The 19,806-nt window shown below is 60.3% G+C and carries 17 protein-coding genes and 1 pseudogene; 15 read left to right on the top strand and 3 right to left on the bottom strand.

The genetic code is table 11. From position 1 onward, the window contains the following. Positions 1–135, bottom strand: a 135-nt coding sequence (gene tssD, locus FGA82_RS20565) for a type VI secretion system tube protein TssD (RefSeq protein WP_141128504.1), incomplete at its 3' end; no start/stop codon positions are given. 376 nt (positions 136–511) lie between these two features. On the opposite strand from tssD, the gene FGA82_RS20570 reads away from it, so the two are divergent. Together FGA82_RS20570 and FGA82_RS20575 are read left to right on the top strand one after the other, a co-directional pair. Beyond that, positions 512–1,333, top strand: coding sequence for an aldo/keto reductase (locus FGA82_RS20570; protein WP_141128505.1), 822 nt, complete (start codon positions 512–514; stop codon positions 1,331–1,333). Positions 1,334–1,358: 25 nt separating this feature from the next. Continuing rightward, the gene (locus tag FGA82_RS20575; protein WP_141128506.1) at positions 1,359–1,829 is read left to right on the top strand and encodes a DUF1810 domain-containing protein; all 471 of its coding nucleotides are present in this window, start codon (positions 1,359–1,361) and stop codon (positions 1,827–1,829) included. Here FGA82_RS20575 and FGA82_RS20580 read toward each other — a convergent pair. After that, the gene (locus FGA82_RS20580; RefSeq protein WP_171057318.1) at positions 1,794–4,154 is read right to left on the bottom strand and encodes a DNA polymerase II; all 2,361 of its coding nucleotides are present in this window, start codon (positions 4,152–4,154) and stop codon (positions 1,794–1,796) included. The genes FGA82_RS20575 and FGA82_RS20580 overlap by 36 nt on opposite strands. Positions 4,155–4,352: 198 nt before the next feature. Between FGA82_RS20580 and FGA82_RS20585 the strand changes: the two genes are divergently transcribed. After that, positions 4,353–4,793: a CBS domain-containing protein gene (locus FGA82_RS20585; protein ID WP_008084932.1), complete on the top strand. Its 441-nt coding sequence runs from the start codon at positions 4,353–4,355 to the stop codon at positions 4,791–4,793. 130 nt (positions 4,794–4,923) lie between these two features. Here FGA82_RS20585 and FGA82_RS20595 read toward each other — a convergent pair whose 3' ends face one another. Next, complete coding sequence (locus tag FGA82_RS20595) at positions 4,924–5,547, bottom strand: glutathione S-transferase (RefSeq protein ID WP_108227249.1); 624 nt, start codon at positions 5,545–5,547, stop codon at positions 4,924–4,926. Positions 5,548–6,667: 1,120 nt separating this feature from the next. On the opposite strand from FGA82_RS20595, the gene FGA82_RS20600 reads away from it, so the two are divergent. From FGA82_RS20600 to FGA82_RS20655, 12 genes and pseudogenes are all read left to right on the top strand, one after another. Then, positions 6,668–7,492, top strand: coding sequence for an energy transducer TonB (locus FGA82_RS20600; RefSeq protein ID WP_141128509.1), 825 nt, complete (start codon positions 6,668–6,670; stop codon positions 7,490–7,492). 67 nt (positions 7,493–7,559) lie between these two features. Further along, complete coding sequence (locus FGA82_RS20605) at positions 7,560–8,246, top strand: MotA/TolQ/ExbB proton channel family protein (protein ID WP_371857975.1); 687 nt, start codon at positions 7,560–7,562, stop codon at positions 8,244–8,246. Next, positions 8,246–8,647: an ExbD/TolR family protein gene (locus FGA82_RS20610; protein ID WP_007918272.1), complete on the top strand. Its 402-nt coding sequence runs from the start codon at positions 8,246–8,248 to the stop codon at positions 8,645–8,647. Before FGA82_RS20605 ends, FGA82_RS20610 begins: the two co-directional genes overlap by 1 nt. A 207-nt stretch (positions 8,648–8,854) precedes the next feature. Continuing rightward, a complete protein-coding gene (locus FGA82_RS20615) occupies positions 8,855–11,566 on the top strand; it encodes a TonB-dependent receptor (protein WP_171057319.1) in 2,712 nt (903 codons plus the stop codon). 148 nt (positions 11,567–11,714) lie between these two features. Further along, positions 11,715–13,580, top strand: a complete 1,866-nt coding sequence (locus FGA82_RS20620) for an extracellular solute-binding protein (RefSeq protein ID WP_141128510.1) — start codon at positions 11,715–11,717, stop codon at positions 13,578–13,580. A 1-nt stretch (position 13,581) separates the two neighbouring features. After that, a complete protein-coding gene (locus FGA82_RS20625) occupies positions 13,582–14,646 on the top strand; it encodes a microcin C ABC transporter permease YejB (protein WP_141128511.1) in 1,065 nt (354 codons plus the stop codon). Beyond that, positions 14,646–15,668 carry an ABC transporter permease gene (locus FGA82_RS20630; RefSeq protein WP_077573741.1) on the top strand — a complete coding sequence of 341 codons (1,023 nt, stop codon included), beginning with the start codon at positions 14,646–14,648 and terminating at the stop codon, positions 15,666–15,668. Before FGA82_RS20625 ends, FGA82_RS20630 begins: the two co-directional genes overlap by 1 nt. A 1-nt stretch (position 15,669) precedes the next feature. Next, positions 15,670–17,304 carry an ABC transporter ATP-binding protein gene (locus FGA82_RS20635; RefSeq protein ID WP_141128512.1) on the top strand — a complete coding sequence of 545 codons (1,635 nt, stop codon included), beginning with the start codon at positions 15,670–15,672 and terminating at the stop codon, positions 17,302–17,304. 170 nt (positions 17,305–17,474) lie between these two features. Then, on the top strand, positions 17,475–17,996 hold the full coding sequence (locus tag FGA82_RS20640) for a DUF3455 domain-containing protein (RefSeq protein ID WP_141128513.1): 522 nt from the start codon (positions 17,475–17,477) through the stop codon (positions 17,994–17,996). Between the two features lie 162 nt (positions 17,997–18,158). Next, complete coding sequence (locus FGA82_RS20645) at positions 18,159–18,692, top strand: sigma-70 family RNA polymerase sigma factor (RefSeq protein WP_141128514.1); 534 nt, start codon at positions 18,159–18,161, stop codon at positions 18,690–18,692. Further along, complete coding sequence (locus tag FGA82_RS20650; RefSeq protein WP_141128515.1) at positions 18,689–19,381, top strand: anti-sigma factor; 693 nt, start codon at positions 18,689–18,691, stop codon at positions 19,379–19,381. The genes FGA82_RS20645 and FGA82_RS20650 overlap by 4 nt, the downstream gene beginning before the upstream one ends. Positions 19,382–19,596: 215 nt before the next feature. Continuing rightward, positions 19,597–19,806 (top strand): annotated as a pseudogene (locus tag FGA82_RS20655) (hypothetical protein); the annotation flags it as partial.

The raw sequence follows: 19,806 nt of genomic DNA on the forward strand, positions 1-19,806 counted from the left end.
GCTGAAAGCCTGAACCATGACCTGGTCTTCGTGGCCTTCCTGAAAGGTGTTGCCAACGGAGTCGGCGGTGAACGCGCCGGCAGTGATCAGGCCTTGTTTTTCGCCAGTGACGGACATGTACGCTGGTGTTGCCATGGGGGTGCTCTCCTTGCTTGAAAAGACATACCTCACAGGCACCATTGCCTGAAAAGGATGGCTATGCGCCATCAAAGTTCATGCCAGCTTTTGTGCAACCCATACAGATCAAGGCCTTGAGCGCATCAGCTCGTTCTTTCCTGTCGCTAAGCCAATGAAAAACAAGGGAAAGTGCGCAACTTCTTGCGCAGTGGTGTGCAAGAAGTTGCGCACTTGGCTGCAGGCCACGAGCTACGCGGCCTGCAGAGGCCTACCCTGGTGAAAACAGGCAAAGCACTGCGCAACTTCTTGCGCACTTGTACGGATAGATGAAGGAACCCCTGAGCTATCCTGCTGCCCACTAAAAGGTATCGACACATTCAGCAAGGAGGTTTGCATGCGTACCCTCGAACTGGCCGGCGTCCAGGTTCCGATCATTGGCCAAGGCACCTGGCGCATGGGCGAAGACCGCTCGGCGCACAAGCGTGAAGTGGCGGCGCTGCGCACGGGGATCGAGCTGGGCATGAGCCTGATCGATACGGCGGAAATGTATGCCGAGGGTGGTGCCGAATCAGTCGTTGGCGAAGCGATTGCCGGCCTGCGCGATCAGGTGTTTCTGGTGAGCAAGGTCTACCCGCACAACGCCAGCCGCAAAGGTATCCCGCAAGCCTGCGAACGCAGTTTGCGGCGGCTCGATACCGATTACATCGACCTCTATCTGTTGCATTGGCGTGGCCAGTATCCGCTGGAAGAAACCGTCGAGGCCTTCGAACGCCTGCGCGAGGATGGCAAGATCGGCCGTTGGGGCGTGTCGAACTTCGATGTTGAGGACCTCGAAGAACTCTCCAGTTCCGCCTGCGCGACCAATCAGGTGCTCTACAACCTCGAAGAGCGCGGCATCGAGTTCGATCTGCTGCCGTGGTGCCAACACCAACGCCTGCCGCTGATGGCCTACTGTCCGATCGGCCAGGGCGGCGCGATGCTGGCTGAACCGGTGCTGAATGAAATTGCCGCTCGTCATGGCGTAACCCCCGCACAGGTTTCGCTGGCGTGGATTCTGCGTCAGGATGGTGTGATTGCGATTCCCAAGGCTGTGCGACCCGAACACGTGCAACTCAATGCACAAGCCGCGCAACTGCAACTGGAGGCCGGGGATCTGGCGGCGCTGGACCAGGTGTTTCAAGCGCCACAACGCAAGCAGCGGCTGGCCATGGTTTGAGCCAGCGGCTGGCGAGGGCTTCGCGATGAGAAGCACTGATCAGTACGACCCGTTCAACCTGCAACGTTTTATCCAGGCTCAGGACCCGGTGTTCGAGCGCGTGCAACGCGAGCTCGATGAGGGCCGCAAGCGCAGCCACTGGATGTGGTTTGTCTTTCCGCAGTTCGCCGGCCTGGGCGGCAGTGAAATGTCCCGGCGCTTCGCTATCGGTTCGGCCGACGAAGCCCTGGCTTATCTGGCCCATGAGTTGCTCGGCGCACGGCTGCGTACTTGCACGCAGCTAGTGCTGAAGGTTCAACAGCGCTCGATCGCGGAGATTTTCGGTCATCCCGATGACCTGAAATTTCATTCCTCGATGACGCTGTTCGCTCAGTTTTGCGCTGAAGACAGCGTGTTCAGTCAGGCGCTGGAACGCTACTTTCACGGCATTCTCGATGAATGGACGCTGCAACTGCTCGACTCAAAACAGGCCCAGTTGCCCACCGATCAGGGTTGAGAAATCGTCGTCGACAAATGGCAGAATCGCATCCGCCACCGGTTGCAGTTGGCGGGTGATGTAGTGGTCGTAGTCGATGGCTGCGCGGCGCACTTCCAAAGGCTCCGGACCTGCCAGGGTGATGACGTAACTGATCCAGCCGCCATTCTGGTATTGCCGTGGGCGCCCGTGTTGCGCGTTGTAATCGTCGGCCAGCCGTGCGGCGCGCACGTGGGGCGGCACGTTGCGCTCGTAATCGTCGAGAGTGCGGCGCAGGCGTTTGCGGTAGACCAGGCGATCATCGAATTCCCCGGCGAGGGTTTTGCGCACGTAGTCGCGCACATAATCCTGATAGGGCTTGCGCTGGAAGATCCGCTCGTAGAGCTCCTGCTGAAATTGCCGGGCCAGCAGCGACCAGTCGGTGCGCACGGTCTCCAGGCCTTTGTAGACCATTTCATCGCTGCCATCGGCGCGGGTGACGAGGCCGGCATAACGCTTTTTGCTGCCCTCCTCCGCGCCGCGGATGGTCGGCATCAGAAAGCGTTTGTAGTGAATTTCGAATTGCAGTTCGAGGGCGCTTTCCAGGCCATATTCATCACGTACATGCGCGCGCCACCAGTCGTTGACGTGCTTGACCAGCGCATGACCGATATTCGCCGCCTCTTCCTGTCCGTGCGGGCGACGCAGCCAGACGAAAGTCGAGTCGGTGTCGCCATAGATCACCGCGTGGCCCTGCTCTTCGATCAGCTTGCGCGTGCGCAGCATGATTTCGTGACCGCGCAGGGTGATCGATGACGCCAGCCGCGTATCGAAGAAGCGGCAACCGCTGGAGCCGAGCACGCCGTAGAAGGCGTTCATGATGATTTTCAGCGCTTGCGACAGTGGTGCGTTGTGCTCGCGCTTGGCGGTCTCGCGGCCCTCGGCAACCCGCGAGACGATCGACGGCAGGCAGTGCCGGGTGCGCGAGAATCGGGCACCACGGAAGCCTGGTACCGAGTCGGTATCGTCCGGGTGCTGCAAGCCTTCGATCAGGCCTACCGGGTCGATCAGAAAGGTGCGGATGATCGATGGATAAAGGCTCTTGTAATCGAGCACCAGCACCGACTCATAAAGGCCCGGTTGCGAGTCCATGACAAATCCGCCGGGGCTGGCCTGCGGCGGATTGGTGCCGAGGTTCGGCGCGACAAAACCCTGTCGATGCATCAACGGCATATACAGATGAGTGAACGCGGCCACCGAGCCGCCGCTGCGATCTGCCGGCAATCCAGTGACGCTGGCGCGCTCCAGCAAAAAGGTCAGCAGCTCGGTCTTGGCGAAGATCCGCGTGACCAGTTCGCAATCCTTGAGGTTGTACTTGGCCAGCGCCGGTTTGTCCTCGGCAAACATGCGGTTGATCTCGTCCATGCGCTGGTACGGGTTGTCGATGGCTTTGCCTTCGCCGAGCAGGGTCTGCGCAACGTTTTCCAGGCTGAACGAAGGGAAGCTCCAGGTCGCTGAACGCAGGGATTCGATGCCGTCGATGATCAGCCGCCCCGCCGCCGAGGCGAAGTAGTGATTGCGGCTGCCGTGTTCGCGCCATTGCATCTCTTCGCCGCCACGGCCGAGCTTCAGCGGCACACCGAGGCGCCGCGCATGTTCGTGGAGGATGCGCAGATCGAACTGCACGACGTTCCAGCCAATGATCGCGTCGGGATCGTGACGGGCGAACCAGTCGTTGAGTTTCTTCAGAATGATCGTGCGTGAGTCGCAGTATTCAAGGTCGAAGTCGACGATGCTGTCATCGCCATTCGGCGCACCGAGCATGTACACCTGACGTTCGCCGCAACCTTCGAGGGCGATCGAGTACAACTCGCCGGTTTCGGTGGTTTCGATGTCCAGCGAGACCAGCCTTAGCGTCGGTCGATATTTGGGGTCGGGTTTGAGCTGGGCGTTGAGCAATACGCCGTCGGCATCAGGCGTGCCGCTGAACCGTACCGGCGCGGTGATAAAGCGCTCCATCAGATAGCGTTCTGGTGGACGCACGTCAGCTTCGAAGACGTCGACACCGTTGCGGTTGAGCGTGGTTTCCAGGCGCATCAATTGGCCGTGTTGCTGGCAATACAAACCCAGCACCGGACGATGTTCGAAATCCTGCAGGGCCAAGGGCCGCAGTTCGACATTCTTTTCGTCGTGCAGCAGGCGTTCGGCCACGGCACGCTGCTCGGCAGGAATAAACGCCACCGACGGCTGATGCGGCAAGCGCACACGGCGCGGCCCGGCGTCGGTCGCCAGCCAGAACTCGACTTCGGTGCCGGCCGGTGTATCGCGCCAATGCCGGGTCAGGACGAAGCCCTGCGGTAAATCCACCACTGCAACCTCAGGAATTGAATCAGAAGGGCATTCTACGCGGCATTGCGTGGGATGACCCTGACGATAAATCGGCGCCAACCACGGAAAAACCCGGCAAATGACGTTTTTTGCGTGCTATCTGCCGCTTTGCCACCTTGCCCTGCGCGCTTGCGTCTACGATGCTTGGATAACAACGACAACACCTGAGTAACCGCCATGAAGACCGTCGCCCAACTGCTCAAGCTCAAAGATCAGAAAAATCAGGAAGTGCACCAGATCAAACCTGATCACATGGTGCTCGAAGCGCTGATGAAGATGGCCGAGAAAAACGTCGGCGCCTTGCTGGTGGTCGAAGACGATAAAGTGGTCGGCATCATCAGCGAACGCGACTACGCGCGCAAACTGGTGTTGCATGGCCGCTCATCGGTCGGCACGCCGGTGCGCGACATCATGGTGGCGAACGTGATCACCGTCGATACCCATCAAACCGTCGACACCTGTCTGGGCATCATGTCGGACAAACGCCTGCGCCACTTGCCGGTGGTAGAAAACGGCAAGTTGATCGGCTTGCTGTCGATCGGTGACCTGGTCAAGGAAGCGATTGCCGAACAGGCGGAGCTGATCAAGCAGCTGGAGCAGTACATTCGCGGGGAATAACCCCCGTCCTCCTCATGATCGTTCCCACGCTCCGCGTGGGAATGCCTCCTGTGACGCTCTGCGTCACGCTTTGGGACGCAGAGCGTCCCGGGCTGCGTTACCACGCAAAGCGTGGGAACGATCACCTCGGTCAGGACGGCCAATGCCGGGCGAAGACCGGCGCCAGCACCGGATGCCGGTCAATTCGCTGCAACCACGCATAAAACCCCGGTCGCGTCTGACGCAAATGCTCGCGGCTGCCTGCCCAACGCGTCACCACTGCCGCGAGCACATCCAGCGCCCCCGGGGTTTCGTCGTCCAGATACAACTCGGCGGAAAACTGGTCGGCAAATACCTCCCAACTCCAGTGCAAACGCTCACGCGCGCCGGCCACCAGATTCTGCCGCGAGGCTTCGTCGGGCATCAGCAGCCAGCGCTCCGGATAATCGATGACGCCGATCGCCGCATAACAGTTGCTGACGATGTAGACCAGACCGCGAATCGCCTGATCACGATCATTCGCCTTGGCTGGCAGCAGGCCGGACTTGGGAAACGTCAGGCCCAGATGAATCAGGATTGCCGCGCTCTCGGTGATAGCGCTGCCGTCGGGCAGTTGCAAGGTCGGTATCTGCTTGAGTGGATTGAGCTGGGCCAGCGCCTCGGCGGCTTCAGTGCTGGCTTCGATATCAATGAAGCGGTAAGCGATCTGGCACAGCTCCAGCGCCGCTTCGATGGCGGCCGCGCCCGAGTTTCTGTGCCCGTAGAGCTGGTACATATCCAATCCCCCCCGAAAAGGCCATTGCCACAGGGTAGATGGCTGTAGCGTGGGTGTAGAAATAATCTGCCTGTGTATCGGTTTTGGCACGGTTTTCCCATGCACTCGCGACTTGCGAATTCAAACCTCGCAAAACAGCGCTGGCGGTGCCCATCCCGCACCAAGAGCAATCATCGAACGCTATCCGCGTTCTTGTAAGGTGCGATACCGAACCAAAAGTTCGCGTATCCGAGCTGGCAACAAGGAGTTCACCGCGTGAATCTTCAAACGCTCTGCCGCATCACAGCCTCTTTGCATTTATCCTTTCGCCGCCGAGTTCATCCGAACAGTCCCGGCTGCCTTCACACTTACTTTATTACCTGACACCTCGACAGCGCACTGCGTTCGGCGATGAGTTATTGGCCGACGGCAGCGTGCTATTTATTTTTTAAATAAGACTCGGGCAGTTATTGCACAAACGCAGTGTGCATTGGACGACAGCGGGATTGTCGAACAATAACTTTCAGCGCCATTGCGAGTGCACCAAAACTGCTCCACGGGTTTGCACTATTCAATACTTCAAACAGTGATTCCATTTAAACAACAACAAGGAACATGCCCCGTGAGCCGCTAAACCATTGACCCGCACCAATTCAGTCCGCCGCGCACCAGCAAGTGCCTCGGCCGCCAGCCGCGCAGCCGCTCTATCCCGCCAACCCGCGTGATATGGCGCACAGCCTGACTCGCCTGTGAAAAAGCTCCCTCGACCGGAGTAACGGCAATCTGCGCGCCATGGAAAAACCACGACAAGGGTAAAACTTATATAAATGCGACATGGGTAACACTCATGAAATAACCGCTCTACATTTCGGCAACATCTGGCACAGCCGTTGCAAAACAGAATTCGAGTAATCAATTGTAGGAGCTGCCGAAGGCTCCTACATAGAACAACACCAGGGAATGGCGAATGAACACTCGAAGTCGATGGCGCTAAGCCAGTAAGTTTGCACAAGCCTTGTTAACCGGATAGTTCAACTATCGGCTTCTGCACACCTTGAAGAAAGTTGCACCCACCCACTCGAACATCCCCTGGATGTTCGGACGGCACCTTATTGCCCTTCATCAACCCGAGGGAGCTTTAATGAACGATGCGGTAAAGCACAGAACCCTGCCGGGGCCGTTGCGGGAAGCGCCAGTCCCGCCGCCACCGGGCAGGCCGGCGTTTAAAGCCAACACTTCGCAACCCGGCGGTCTGAATAAACAGCAGATGCTGTTACTGGTGGCTGTGTCGGCGCTGATACATGGCTGCGCCTGGTGGTTTCTCCAGCAGTCCAAAACAGAGCCATTGCCAACGCCGCCGCAGATTCCGGAAATGACCGTTGAGCTGACCAGCCCGACGCCACCGGCACCGCCCACCCCGGAACCGCCGCCACCGCCACCGCCTCCTCCGCCGCCGGAACCTGAACAACCGGTGGAAGACGAAGACGCGGTCAAGCCACCGCCGAAACCACTGGAGAAGCCCAAGCCGATCGAAAAACCGAAACCGGTCGAGAAGCCGAAACCGGTGAAAAAGGTCGAGCCGCCGAAAGCCCCACCCGCCCCGGCACAACCGGCTGCAGCCGCTGCCCCGGCCACCCCGAGCGCACCGCCGGCCCCTGCCGCCGCGCCCGGTCCAGTCAAGGAATCGGCAGCCGTTTCCGGTCTCGCCAGCCTCGGCAACCCGCCGCCGGAATACCCGTCGCTGGCACTGCGGCGCAACTGGGAAGGCAGCGTAGTGCTGCGCATTCAGGTGCTTGCCAACGGTCGCGCCGGCTCGGTGACGGTGACCAAATCCAGCGGCAAGCCGCAACTGGATGACGCCGCTGTCGCCGCGGTGAAGAACTGGAAATTTATTCCGGCCAAACGCGGTGATACGCCGATCGACGGCTTCGCCACGCAGACCATCGATTTCAAATTGCCGCAATAACCGAACGCTCAATCAACGCACAACCGAATAACGCAAGCGAGGTATCACCATGAACGATTTGTCTTCGATGATTGTCCCCGGCGTGCTCTGGGGTCTGGTGCTGTTTTCCGTGGTCAGCTGGGCGATCCTGCTGGTCAAGTCGGCGCAGTACCTGCGGCAGAAAGCGCAGAACAAGCAGTTCACCAAGGCCTTCTGGGGCGCGCCTGATCTGCTCACCGCCGCCGAGCACGCCAGCCAATATCCGGGCTCGCTGGCGCGCATCGCCAGCAGTGGTTTCGAGGCGCTGCTGGTGGAAGATTCACCGCGCACCACGCAACAACTGGCACACACCATCAACCGTTCGGATCGCCTGGAGCGCAACCTGCGCCAGCAGATTCAGAAGGAGCGCCGCTCGCTGGAAAACGGCCAGGCAATCCTCGCCAGTATCGGCAGCACCGCGCCGTTCATTGGTTTGTTCGGCACCGTGTGGGGAATCATGGAAGCGCTGAAAAGCATCGGCGAAACCGGCTCGGCCAGCCTTGAAGCGGTCGCCGGGCCGATCGGTCACGCGTTGATCGCCACTGGCGTCGGCATCGCTGTCGCCGTGCCGGCGGTGCTGATTTACAACTTCTTCCTGCGTCGCTTGAAACTGGCCTCGGCAGACATGGATGACTTCGCCCACGACTTCGACGCCCTCGCCTCGCGCAGTGCGTTTTCCATCAGCCGTCAGGCCATCGCCAGCAAAACCACAGCCGCCGTGCGGGAGGCCAGCTGATGTCGTTCTCCACTCAAGACAGCGATGAAGTGCTCAGCGAAATGAACGTCACACCACTGGTCGACGTGATGCTCGTGCTGCTGGTGGTGTTCATCGTTACCGCACCGCTGATGACCAACGCGATCAAGGTCAACCTGCCGAAAACCGACGCCGTCGCCCCCGCCGAGAAAAAGGATCCTGTGGTGGTCAGCGTCGATCAGGACGGCAAGTTTTATCTGGCCAAGACCGAACTGGCCCCGGAATCGCTGGAAGCCAGCCTCAAGGAGGTCAAGGCCAAGGACGCCGAAGTGCGTGTGCAGCTGCAGGCCGACTCCGCCGTGAATTACGGCCAGGTGGCCAAGGCCATGGCGTCGATCGAACGCTCGGGCATTACCAAAATTTCGGTGATGACCACCCATTGAGTGCGGTGGCGGGCGCGCATTGAGGGACACGCCCGCCACCGTTCGCTGACTCCCGTCGCAATCAGCCGACCGAAAAAACGCCACGCGTCTTCGGAGGGGATCGGCTTGCTTGAAGAAAGTGGTTTTCCGCACGCGGTATCACCGAAAGCGGAGCAATGAGGGGCTCACAAGGCCAATTCGATAACGTCTGAAAAGTCGGAAATAACCATGCTGATGAACAGTCCACGCTTCACGCTCAAACCCTTGGTGGCAACGATTTCTCGTCACCGTTTTGTTCCGTTGTATCTGGTGGCCATGGGGATGGGCGCCGGCACCGTGCAAGCGGCCGAGGACGACAACGGTGCCGTGCCCGCTGCGGCGGCCGTGGTGGCGCCGACCACGCAACTGCAACGGGTGGAAGTGACCGGTTCGGCGATTCGCCGGGTCGATGCGGAAACGGCGGTGCCGATCACCATTCTCAAGGCCGATGAGCTGCGCAAACAGGGCGTGACCACCACCGCCGAACTGGTGCAGCGCATCACTGGCAGCCAGTCGATCAACAACAGCGCAGGCTCGGTCGGCGCGGCGACTGGCGGTGCCTCGTTCGCTGACATGCGCGGCATCGGCGCGAACAAGACGCTGGTCCTGCTCAACGGTCGACGCCTGGCCAACAATGCCTTGTCGGGGACCAACTCGGCCGGCGGCGCGGTGGATCTGAACATGATCCCGTTTGCCGCCATCGAGCGCGTCGAAGTGCTGCGCGACGGCGCCTCGGCCCTGTACGGCACCGACGCCATCGGCGGCGTGATCAACTTCATCACCAAGAAATCCCTGACCGACGGCCAGTTGACCCTCGGCGGCGAAACCCCGACCCACAGCGGCGGCGGTGCGACCAAGGACATGAGCGCCAGTTGGGGCTACGGCGACCTGGAGGAAGACCGCTTCAACGTCCTCGGCGTGTTCAACTACAACAAGCAGCAGAACCTCGACGCCAACGACCGCTCCTTCGCCACCGACTACGCCCCCGGTCGCGGTCTCGATCAGACCTCCGGCACCGCGTTCCCCGGCAACTACAGCCAGAACGGCAACGCCACCAACCCGCTGGCTAACAGCAATTGCAACGGCCCCAACCTGATCGCCCGCGACGGTTTGTGCCGCTTCAGCACCCGTGAATTCATCGACCTGGTGCCACAGACCGAGAAGACCTCGTTCTTCGGCAAGACCACCGGCAAGCTCGGCGACGACCACAACGTCAACCTCGAGTACTTCTGGTCGCGCAACAACAACGCCACGGCAGTCGGTCCTGCGCCGTTGACCGGCCTGAGCCTCGACGGCTCGTCGCCCTACTACCCCGGCAACGGCATCACCCCGGCGCCGACCGGTTTCGCCCTCGACCCGACCCAACCGGTCGATGTGAACTGGCGTGAAACCGCGGCCGGCCCACGCGAATCGAAAGACCAGAACACCAGCCAGCGCTTCTTGCTCAGTTTTGATGGCTTGGTCGGCGGCTGGGATTACAACGTCGGTGCCTCGTACAACCAGAACAAAATCGTTTCCAGCGTCACCAGCGGTTATGTCAGCGATCAGGCGATGATCGCCGGTCTGGCCAGCGGTTTGCTCAACCCGTTTGGCCCGCAGTCGGCAGCCGGTCAGCAGTACATCGACGACGCGGCGTACCACGGCGCTTACTCGACCGCAGTCGGTCGCGTGGCCGGTTTTGACGGACGCATCAGCCGCGAGATCGGCGACTGGTTCGGTGCTGGCCCTTCCGGTCTGGCGTTGGGTGGCGAGTACCGCAAAGAGAAATTCCATCAGGACTTCGAGTCGTTTGCCGGCGACATCCAGAGCCTCGGCATCGACCCCAACGGCAGTGTCGAGGGCGACCGCAGCGTCAAAGCCGCCTACGCGGAAATCAACGTGCCGGTGCTCGACAGCCTCGAACTGTCCGCCGCCGTGCGTCACGACAAATACAGCGACTTCGGCAGCACCACCAACCCGAAATACTCGTTCCGTTATCAGCCGCTGAAGGAGCTGGTGGTGCGCGGCGCCTACAGTGAAGGTTTCCGTGCGCCGTCGCTGTACGAGCTGTATTCGCCACGCAGCATCACCTTCACTCAGGGCTTCTACAACGACCCGGTGCTGTGTACCGGCGGCGTCGTACAGCCGGGCGGCAATGGCGGGCGTGATTGCGGTCAGCAGTTCCTCAACCAGATCGGCGGCAACGAAGATCTGGCCCCGGAGAAGGCGCGCAACGTGACCCTGGGCTTCGTCTATCAGCCGATCAACAACCTGTCGGTGGGTCTGGATTTCTGGTGGATTCACATCTCCAACCAGATCCAGCCGTTCCCGGAATCCACCGTGTTTGATCAGGCCGGCTCCTACCCGGATCGCTTCGTGCGCAACGCCGATGGCACGCTCAACTACATCGTCACCGGCAACGCCAACCTCGGCATCGTCGAAACCAACGGTGTCGATGTGTCGCTGGATTACCGCTTCCCGAACACGCCGTACGGTCAGTTTGGCTTGGGGCTGCAAGGCACTTATGTCGACGAGTACGACTTCCAGAGCACCATCAAAGGCCCGTTCACCGACAAGGTTGGCGACTTCCGGGGTGACGGCGTGATCGCGCGCTGGAAGCACAACCTCACCGGCAGCTGGACCTTCGGCGCGGCGCGGGCGGCGCTGACCAACCGCTTCACCACGGGTTACAACGACTACGACCGCGACACCCACGCGCGCGTGGCGTCGTATTCGGTGTGGGACCTGTCGGCCGGCTACACCTTCAACAAGGTGCTGGATGTCGATGCCGGGATGAAGAACGTGTTCGACCGCAATCCACCGTTCTCCAACCAGGCCTACAACTTCCAGAGCGGCTATGACCCGCGCTACACCGACCCGTTGGGCCGCACCTTGTTTGCGCGCATGACTTACCACTTCTAACTGAGAGCACCACACCCCCTGTAGGAGTGAGCCTGCTCGCGATAGCGTTTTTTCAGTCAACCTTGCAGGGTCTGACTTGGCCTCATCGCGAGCAGGCTCACTCCTACAGTTTTGATCTGTGTGCATTCAGGATTCGAGGAGTGATTTCATGAGTTTTTTGCGCAACATGGCGGGCCTGCTGTTGGGCAGTGCGCTGCTGTGCAACGGCACCTCGGCGCTGGCCGCTGGCAGTTATGCGCTGACGGTGTACGGCGAGGCGCCGAAGTATCCGGCGAACTTCCAGCACTTCGATTTCGTCGATCCCAAGGCGCCCAAGGGCGGTTCGCTCAGCCGTGCGTCGATGGAGATCGGCCAGTACAACTACATCAGCCCGTATGCCGATCAGGGCATCTCCGTGGTGCAAGTCAACGACTGGGTGTACTCGCCATTGGCGTTCCGTTCGCTCGACGAGCCCTACACCGTTTACGCACTGGTCGCGCAGCAGATCGAACGCGACCCCGAAGGCTTGTGGGTGCGCTTCACCCTCAATCCAAAGGCACGTTTCGCCGACGGCACACCGATCACCGCCGAAGACGTGCGCTACACCTTCAACCTGCTGATGACCAAGGGCAGCCTGAGCTACCGCCAGCAATACGCCGACGTGCAGGACGTGCTGATCGAAGGCCCACGACAGGTACGTTTCACCTTCAAGAACAACCTCAATCGCACCCTCGCACTGGATCTGGCGACGATGCGCATTGTCCCCGAGCATTGGTGGAAAACCCGCGACTTCGCCAATGGCGGCGGCTTCGAGCCACCGCTGGGCAGCGGCCCGTACCGGGTGAGCAAGGTCGACGCCGGACGCAGCATCAGCTTCCAACGAGACCCGGACTGGTGGGGCAAAGACCTGCCGGTCAGTCGCGGCATGTACAACTTCGACACCCTCACAGTAAATTTCTACGGCGACACCGACGTCGCCCGGCAACTGTTGCAGGCCGGCGCGTTCGACTACAACCGCGAGTTCTCCTCGTCCGGTTACGTGGTCGGCTACGACAGCCCGGCGTTGCGCGACGGTCGCTTGCAGCAGTCGATTCTGGCGCCGGAGAAACCGACGGCGGCGCAGGGCTTTGTGTTCAATCTGCAAAACCCGATCTTCCAGGATCGCCGCGTGCGTCAGGCGATCAGCCTGTTGTGGGATTTCGAGTGGACCAACAAACAGATGATGCGCGGCTTCTACGTGCGCCAGAACAGCTTTTGGCCGAAGAGCGAAATGGCCGCCACCGCCCTGCCCGACGCCGAAGAATTGAAGATCCTCGAACCGCTGCGTGGGCAGATTCCCGACGAGGTCTTCACCGAGGTTTATCAGGCGCCGAAAACCGATGGCAGCGGCTACATCCGCGACAAACAACTGCAAGCGCTGAAGCTGCTTGCCGAGGCCGGCTGGACACCGCAACACAATCGTCTGGTCAACGCTGCCGGCGAGCCGCTGGAGTTCACCTTCCTCGACGGTCAGGGCGGTTTCGATCGCATGCTGCTGCCGTTCAAACGCACCCTCGCGCAGATCGGCATCACCCTCAATCTGCGGCGCATCGATTCGGCGCAATACGTCAACCGCCTCAACGCCCGCGACTACGACATGATCGTCACCAGTTTCCCCCGTAGCGGCGATCCGATCGTCTCCCCTGGCCGCGAGTTGTACAGCCTGTACGCCTCGCAAAGTGCCACGCAAGTCGGCAGTTCCAACTCGATGGTGCTGGCCAATCCGGCGGTCGATCAACTGATCGACGGGCTGGTCCAGGCCAACACTCGCGAAGCCATGGTGCATTACGCCCGCGCCCTCGACCGGGTGCTGCAATGGGGTTACTACATGATTCCCAACTATTACTCCAAAGGCACGCCGACGGTGTATCAGAACCGCTTCGGCATGCCGCCGGTGCAACCGGCGTACGACGAAGGCCTCAACACCTGGTGGGAGGTATCGGCCAAGGCGTTGACCACCCAGCAGATGCACACTCAGCTCGCGGGGGGTCAGTGACATGCTGCGTTATCTGAGTCGACGTTTGCTGCTGATCATCCCGACGCTGTTGTGCATTCTGGTGGTGAATTTTCTGATTGTGCAGGCCGCGCCGGGCGGGCCGGTGGAGCAAGCCATTGCCCGCCTGCAAGGTTTCGGCGGGCACAGCATGGGCGGCGGTGGCGAGGTTGCTGCAATTGGCGGCGCCGGGCGCAGCAGCCGTGGCCTCGATCCGGCGCTGATCGAGGAGATCAAACACCATTACGGTTTCGACAAACCGCTGCACGAACGCCTGTGGCTGATGCTGAAAAACTATGCGCAGCTGGATCTGGGCAGCAGCTTCTTCCGCGGCGCCAAGGTCACCGATCTGATTGCGCAGAAGTTGCCGGTATCGCTGTCGCTGGGCTTGTGGGCGACGTTGATCACTTACCTGATTTCCATTCCGCTGGGCATTCGCAAAGCGATCAAGAACGGCAGTGCTTTCGATGTCTGGAGCAGCACGGCGATCATCATCGGCTATGCGATGCCGGCGTTCCTTTTCGCGATCCTGTTGATCGTGGTGTTTGCCGGTGGCAGCTACGTCAACTGGTTTCCGGTGCAAGGGCTGGTCTCGGATAACTTTGCCAGCCTGAGCACACTGGGCAAGGTTGGCGACTACCTCTGGCACCTGGTATTGCCAGTGACAGCGTTGGTGATCGGCGGGTTCGCCACGCTGACGATCCTGACCAAAAACAGCTTCCTCAACGAGATCAGCCGCCAGTACGTGATCACCGCCCGGGCCAAGGGTCTGACCGAGCGCCGCGTGCTCTACGGCCACGTGTTTCGCAACGCCATGCTGTTGGTGGTGGCCGGTGTGCCGTCGGCGCTGATCGAAGTGTTTTTCGCCGGCTCCCTGCTGATCGAAACCATCTTCAACCTCGACGGCCTCGGGCGCATGAGCTACGAAGCGGCAGTGTCGCGGGATTACCCGGTGGTGTTCGGTGCGCTGTTTCTGTTCACTCTGTTCGGCCTGTTGATCAAGCTGATCGGCGATCTCTGCTACACCCTGCTCGACCCTCGCATCGACTTCTCGGCGAGGACTGCCTGATGTTCACACTTTCTCCCCTCGGTCAGCGCCGCGTGGCGCAGTTCAAGGCCAATCGGCGCGGACGCTGGTCGTTGTGGCTGTTTATCGGACTGTGTCTGATTTGTCTGGGCGGTGAACTGATCGCCAACGACAAGCCGTTGGTGATCCGTTATCACGACGCGTTTTACTTTCCGATCCTCAGCGATTACCTGGAAACCGATTTCGGCGGTGAACTGCCGTTTCAGCCGGATTACGCCAGCAGCTACGTGCATAAACTGATCGAGGATCAGGGCGGCTGGATGCTGTTTCCGCCGATCCCGTTCAGTTACGACACGGTCAATTACGACCTTAGCGAACCGGCGCCGAGTCCGCCGTCATCGAGCAATTGGCTGGGCACCGATGATCAGGCGCGTGATGTGCTGGCGCGGGTGATTTTCGGCACGCGGATTTCGATTCTGTTTGCGCTGATCCTCACTGGCATCAGTGCGTTGATCGGCATCGTTGCCGGGGCGTTGCAGGGTTATTACGGCGGTTGGGTCGACTTGCTCGGGCAACGGGTGCTGGAGATCTGGTCGGGGTTGCCGGTGCTGTACCTGCTGATCATTTTGTCCGGGTTCGTCTCGCCGAGTTTCTGGTGGCTGCTGGGGATCATGGCGCTGTTTTCCTGGCTGGCGCTGGTTGATGTGGTGCGTGCCGAGTTTCTGCGGGGGCGCAATCTCGAATACGTCAAAGCCGCTCGGGCACTGGGCCTGACCGACAACGAGCTGATGTGCCGGCACATCCTGCCCAACGCGATGACCTCCACCCTCACCTACCTGCCGTTCATTCTGACTGGTGCGATTGCGACGCTAACTGCACTGGATTTTCTTGGCTTCGGCATGCCGGCGGGTACTGCATCCCTCGGCGAATTGATCGGTCAGGCCAAGCGCAATCTGCAAGCACCTTGGCTGGGGCTGACGGCGTTTTTTGCCTTGGCGCTGATTTTGTCTTTGTTGGTTTTCATCGGTGAGGCTTGCCGTGATGCGTTTGATCCCCGGAGCTGACATGAACGACAACCTGATTGAAATTCGCGATCTGCGGGTGGCCTTCGCCGGACAAGAAGTGGTGCACGGTTTGAACCTCGATATTCGTCGTGGCGAATGCCTGGCGCTGGTCGGTGAATCCGGCTCGGGCAAATCGGTGACCGCGCATTCGATTCTGCGTTTGTTGCCGGGCAAGAACGTCATTAGCAGCGGCGCGATCCGCTACAACGGTGTTGATTTATTGCATGCCAGCGAGCAGCAGATGCGCGGTTTGCGCGGCAACCGCATCGCAATGATTTTCCAGGAGCCAATGACCTCGCTGAACCCGCTGCACACGGTGGAAAAGCAGGTCAGCGAGGTGTTGGAGATTCACAAGGGTTTGAAGGGCCGCGCTGCACGTGAGCGGACGTTGGAGCTGCTGGAACTGGTCGGCATTCGCCAGCCGTTGCAGCGTTTGAAAGCCTATCCGCATCAACTCTCCGGTGGGCAGCGGCAACGGGTGATGATCGCCATGGCGTTGGCCAACGAACCGGAACTGTTGATCGCCGATGAGCCGACCACGGCACTGGATGTCACGGTGCAGCAGAAGATTCTCGAGCTGTTGATCGAGTTGCAGCAACGCCTCGGCATGTCGCTGTTGCTGATCAGCCATGACCTCAATCTGGTGCGGCGCATCGCGCAACGGGTGTGCGTGATGCGCCATGGTGAAATCGTAGAGCAGGCGGATTGCGAAGCGCTGTTTGGTGCGCCGCAGCATCCCTACAGCCGTTTGTTGATCGAGGCGGAACCGAGCGGTGCGCCGGTGCCCAGTGAGTACGATCACAACCTGCTCGAAGTCGATGATTTGAAGGTCTGGTTTCCATTACCGAAAGCGCTGTTCAGTCGCCAGCAGGATTACATCAAAGCGGTGGATGGGGTCAGTTTCACCCTCCAGCGCGGCAAGACTTTGGGGATTGTCGGCGAGTCCGGTTCAGGAAAATCGACCCTGGGCCAAGCGATCCTGCGGCTGGTCGAATCAGAGGGCAATATCCGCTTCGGCAACAAGCAACTGAGCCTGCTCAATCAACGCTTGATGCGACCGTTGCGGCGGCAGATTCAGGTGGTGTTTCAGGATCCGTTCGGCAGCCTCAGCCCACGGATGTCGGTGCAGCAGATCATCGCCGAAGGGTTGCTGACCCATGGCATCGGCACTGAAGCCGAGCGTGAGGCGGCAGTGATTCGTGTGCTGGAGGAAGTCGGTCTCGACCCGCAGAGCCGGCATCGCTATCCCCACGAATTTTCCGGTGGCCAGCGCCAGCGCATCTCCATCGCCCGCGCATTGGTGCTGGAACCGGCGCTGATTCTGCTGGATGAGCCGACATCGGCGCTGGATCGTACGGTGCAGAAGCAAGTGGTGGAGTTGTTGCGGCAATTGCAGATCAGGCATGGGCTGACCTATTTGTTCATCAGCCATGATCTGGCGGTGGTGCACGCGCTGGCGCATGACTTGATGGTGATCAAGGATGGCAAGGTGGTGGAGCAGGGTTCGTCGCGGGAAATCTTTGCCGCCCCGCAACATCCCTATACCCAGGAACTCCTGAAAGCCTCCGGCCTAAAGCCCGACACAAATCCCTGTAGGAGTGAGCCAGCTCGCGATAGCGGTATCCCAGTGACATAAGTTTTGACTGATCCACCGCCATCGCGAGCAGGCTCACTCCTACAAGGGAATGGGGTGGGTCATTGAAATATTTTTCATGGGCACTGCATCCAAACGCCTCCGCCACGGGTAGTCCCTGTAACAGCCCTCTTCGGCTGTCAGCGGTCTACCCTTTTTCGGAGATAACACTGATGAACATCACCCAGCTGATTGGCCTCACCGGTTTGCTCGCCCTGTCCTCAACGACTTTTGCCCAAAGCAGCTATCCCGACGCGATCAAAGTCCCGGATGGCCACAAGATCGCGATGGAAACCACCGGCGTCGGCGAGATCACCTACGAGTGCCGCGACAAGCCCAACGCGGCCGGGCAGACCGAGTGGACGTTCGTCGGCCCGAAAGCGGTGCTCAATGATCGCAGTGGCAAACAGGTCGGCACCTACTTTGGCCCACCGGCCACCTGGCAGGCCAAGGACGGTTCGAAAGTCACCGGAACGCAATTGGCCGTGGCGCCGTCGACTCCGGGCAACCTGCCCTATCAACTGGTCAAGGCCAATCCGGCCGAGGGCAAAGGCGCGATGAGCGGCGTGAGTTACATCCAGCGCGTCGCGCTCAAGGGCGGCGTGGCGCCGGGCAGCGAATGCACAGCGGCGAACAAGGGCAAGCAGGAAGTGGTGAAGTATCAGGCCGACTACATTTTCTGGGCGGCGAACTGATTCCTGGCACCACTGATAAACCCTGTGGGAGCGAGCTTACTCGCGAAGGCGGAGTGTCAGTCCACACAGTCTTCTCTGACCGGCCGCCTTCGCGAGCTAGCTCCCTCCCACAGTGGACAATGTGTTCTGGATGTTTGGGGAATGTGAGCTAGATTGCACGCCATGCCTTTAGCCGAATCCGCTTTCGATTACGAAGCCCGTCTCGCTGCCTGTGCCCGTGGCGAGCGCGCGGCCCTGCGCGATTTGTATGTGCAGGAAGGCCCGCGCCTGCTCGGCGTGGCCAAGCGGCTGGTGCGTGACACGGCGCTGGCGGAGGACGTTGTCCATGAGGCGTTTATCAAGATCTGGAACGGCGCGGCGGGGTTTGACCCGGCGCGCGGTTCGGCGCGTGGCTGGATGTTCAGCGTGACCCGGCATCTGGCCCTGAACCTGTTGCGTGATCACGGCCGGGAAACGTCATTCGACGAAGCTCACGAAGTGGCTACGGACGATGACGGCTTCGATGCCCACGCTCATTCGACGCGTATCCACCGTTGCCTTGAGCAACTGGAGCCACAACGCCGCCACTGCATCCTGCATGCCTATGTCGACGGTTACAGCCACGCGCAAATTGCCGCGCGCCTCGACACGCCGCTGGGCACCGTCAAAGCGTGGATCAAACGCAGCCTCAACGCCTTGCGGGAGTGCATGGGATGACCAGCGAATCAGCGCAAGACCGCGATGAACTGGCCGGCGAATATGTGCTCGGTACGCTTTCTTTTGAGCAGCGGATCGAGGTGCAACGACGTTTGCCCAATGATCCCGAATTGCGTGCAGCGGTAGATGCCTGGGAACGGCGTCTGCTGGAGCTGACGGATATGGCTGAACCGCAACAACCGTCGGCGCAGTTGTGGCAGCGCATTGAACGCAGTGTCGGGCGCCTGACGCGACAAGCACCTTCAACTTCATGGTGGAACCTGCTGCCGCTCTGGCGCGGTTTGAGTGCGGCCGGACTGGCCGCCACATTGATTTTGGGCTCGATCCTGCTGACCCAGACCACACCGAAACCGAGTTATCTGGTGGTGCTGGTCGCGCCGCAGGATAAAGCCCCGGGCTGGGTGATTCAGGCCAGCAACTCTCGCGAGATTCAGCTGATTCCGCTCGGTGTGGTCGAAGTGCCGGCCGACAAGGCGCTGGAGTTCTGGACCAAGGCTGACGGCTGGCAGGGGCCGGTGTCGCTGGGGTTGGTCAAACCCGGGCAAGCCTTGTCGGTACCGCTGGACAAGCTGCCGCCGCTGCAGCCCAACCAGTTGTTCGAGCTGACGCTGGAAGGCGCCAATGGCTCGCCAATCGGCAAACCGACCGGGCCGATTCAGGCGATCGGGCGCGCCGTCAAAGTCTTGTAACATTCCCCTGTAGGAGCTGCCGAAGGCTCGGGCCGCGATCGGACGATCTTTTGACGCTTTCAAAGATCAAGATCAAAAGATCGCAGCCTGCGGCAGCTCCTACATCAACCATCATTGCTGTCGATGTTCACCATCACGGCAATGAAGTTCTCATAAAAAATCTCCGGCGTAACATCGGCTCCATACCAACCAACAACACCCCGGAGCACACCATCATGAAACGCCAGACTCTTCTCGGCATCGCTTTCTCGGTCTTCGCTATCAATGCTTTCGCCGCTACCCCGGCCCACACCATGATCGCTGAACGCGGCTCGGACAAACTGATCGAAAGCCGTGTGGCCGAAGGCGGTTCGGATCGTCTGATCGAACGTCGCGTTGCCGAAGGTGGTTCGGATCGTCTGATCGAACGTCGCGTTGCCGAAGGG

Origin of the sequence: Pseudomonas fluorescens, assembly GCF_005938625.1 — a bacterium.
GTDB classification, from domain to species: domain Bacteria; phylum Pseudomonadota; class Gammaproteobacteria; order Pseudomonadales; family Pseudomonadaceae; genus Aquipseudomonas; species Aquipseudomonas fluorescens_BD.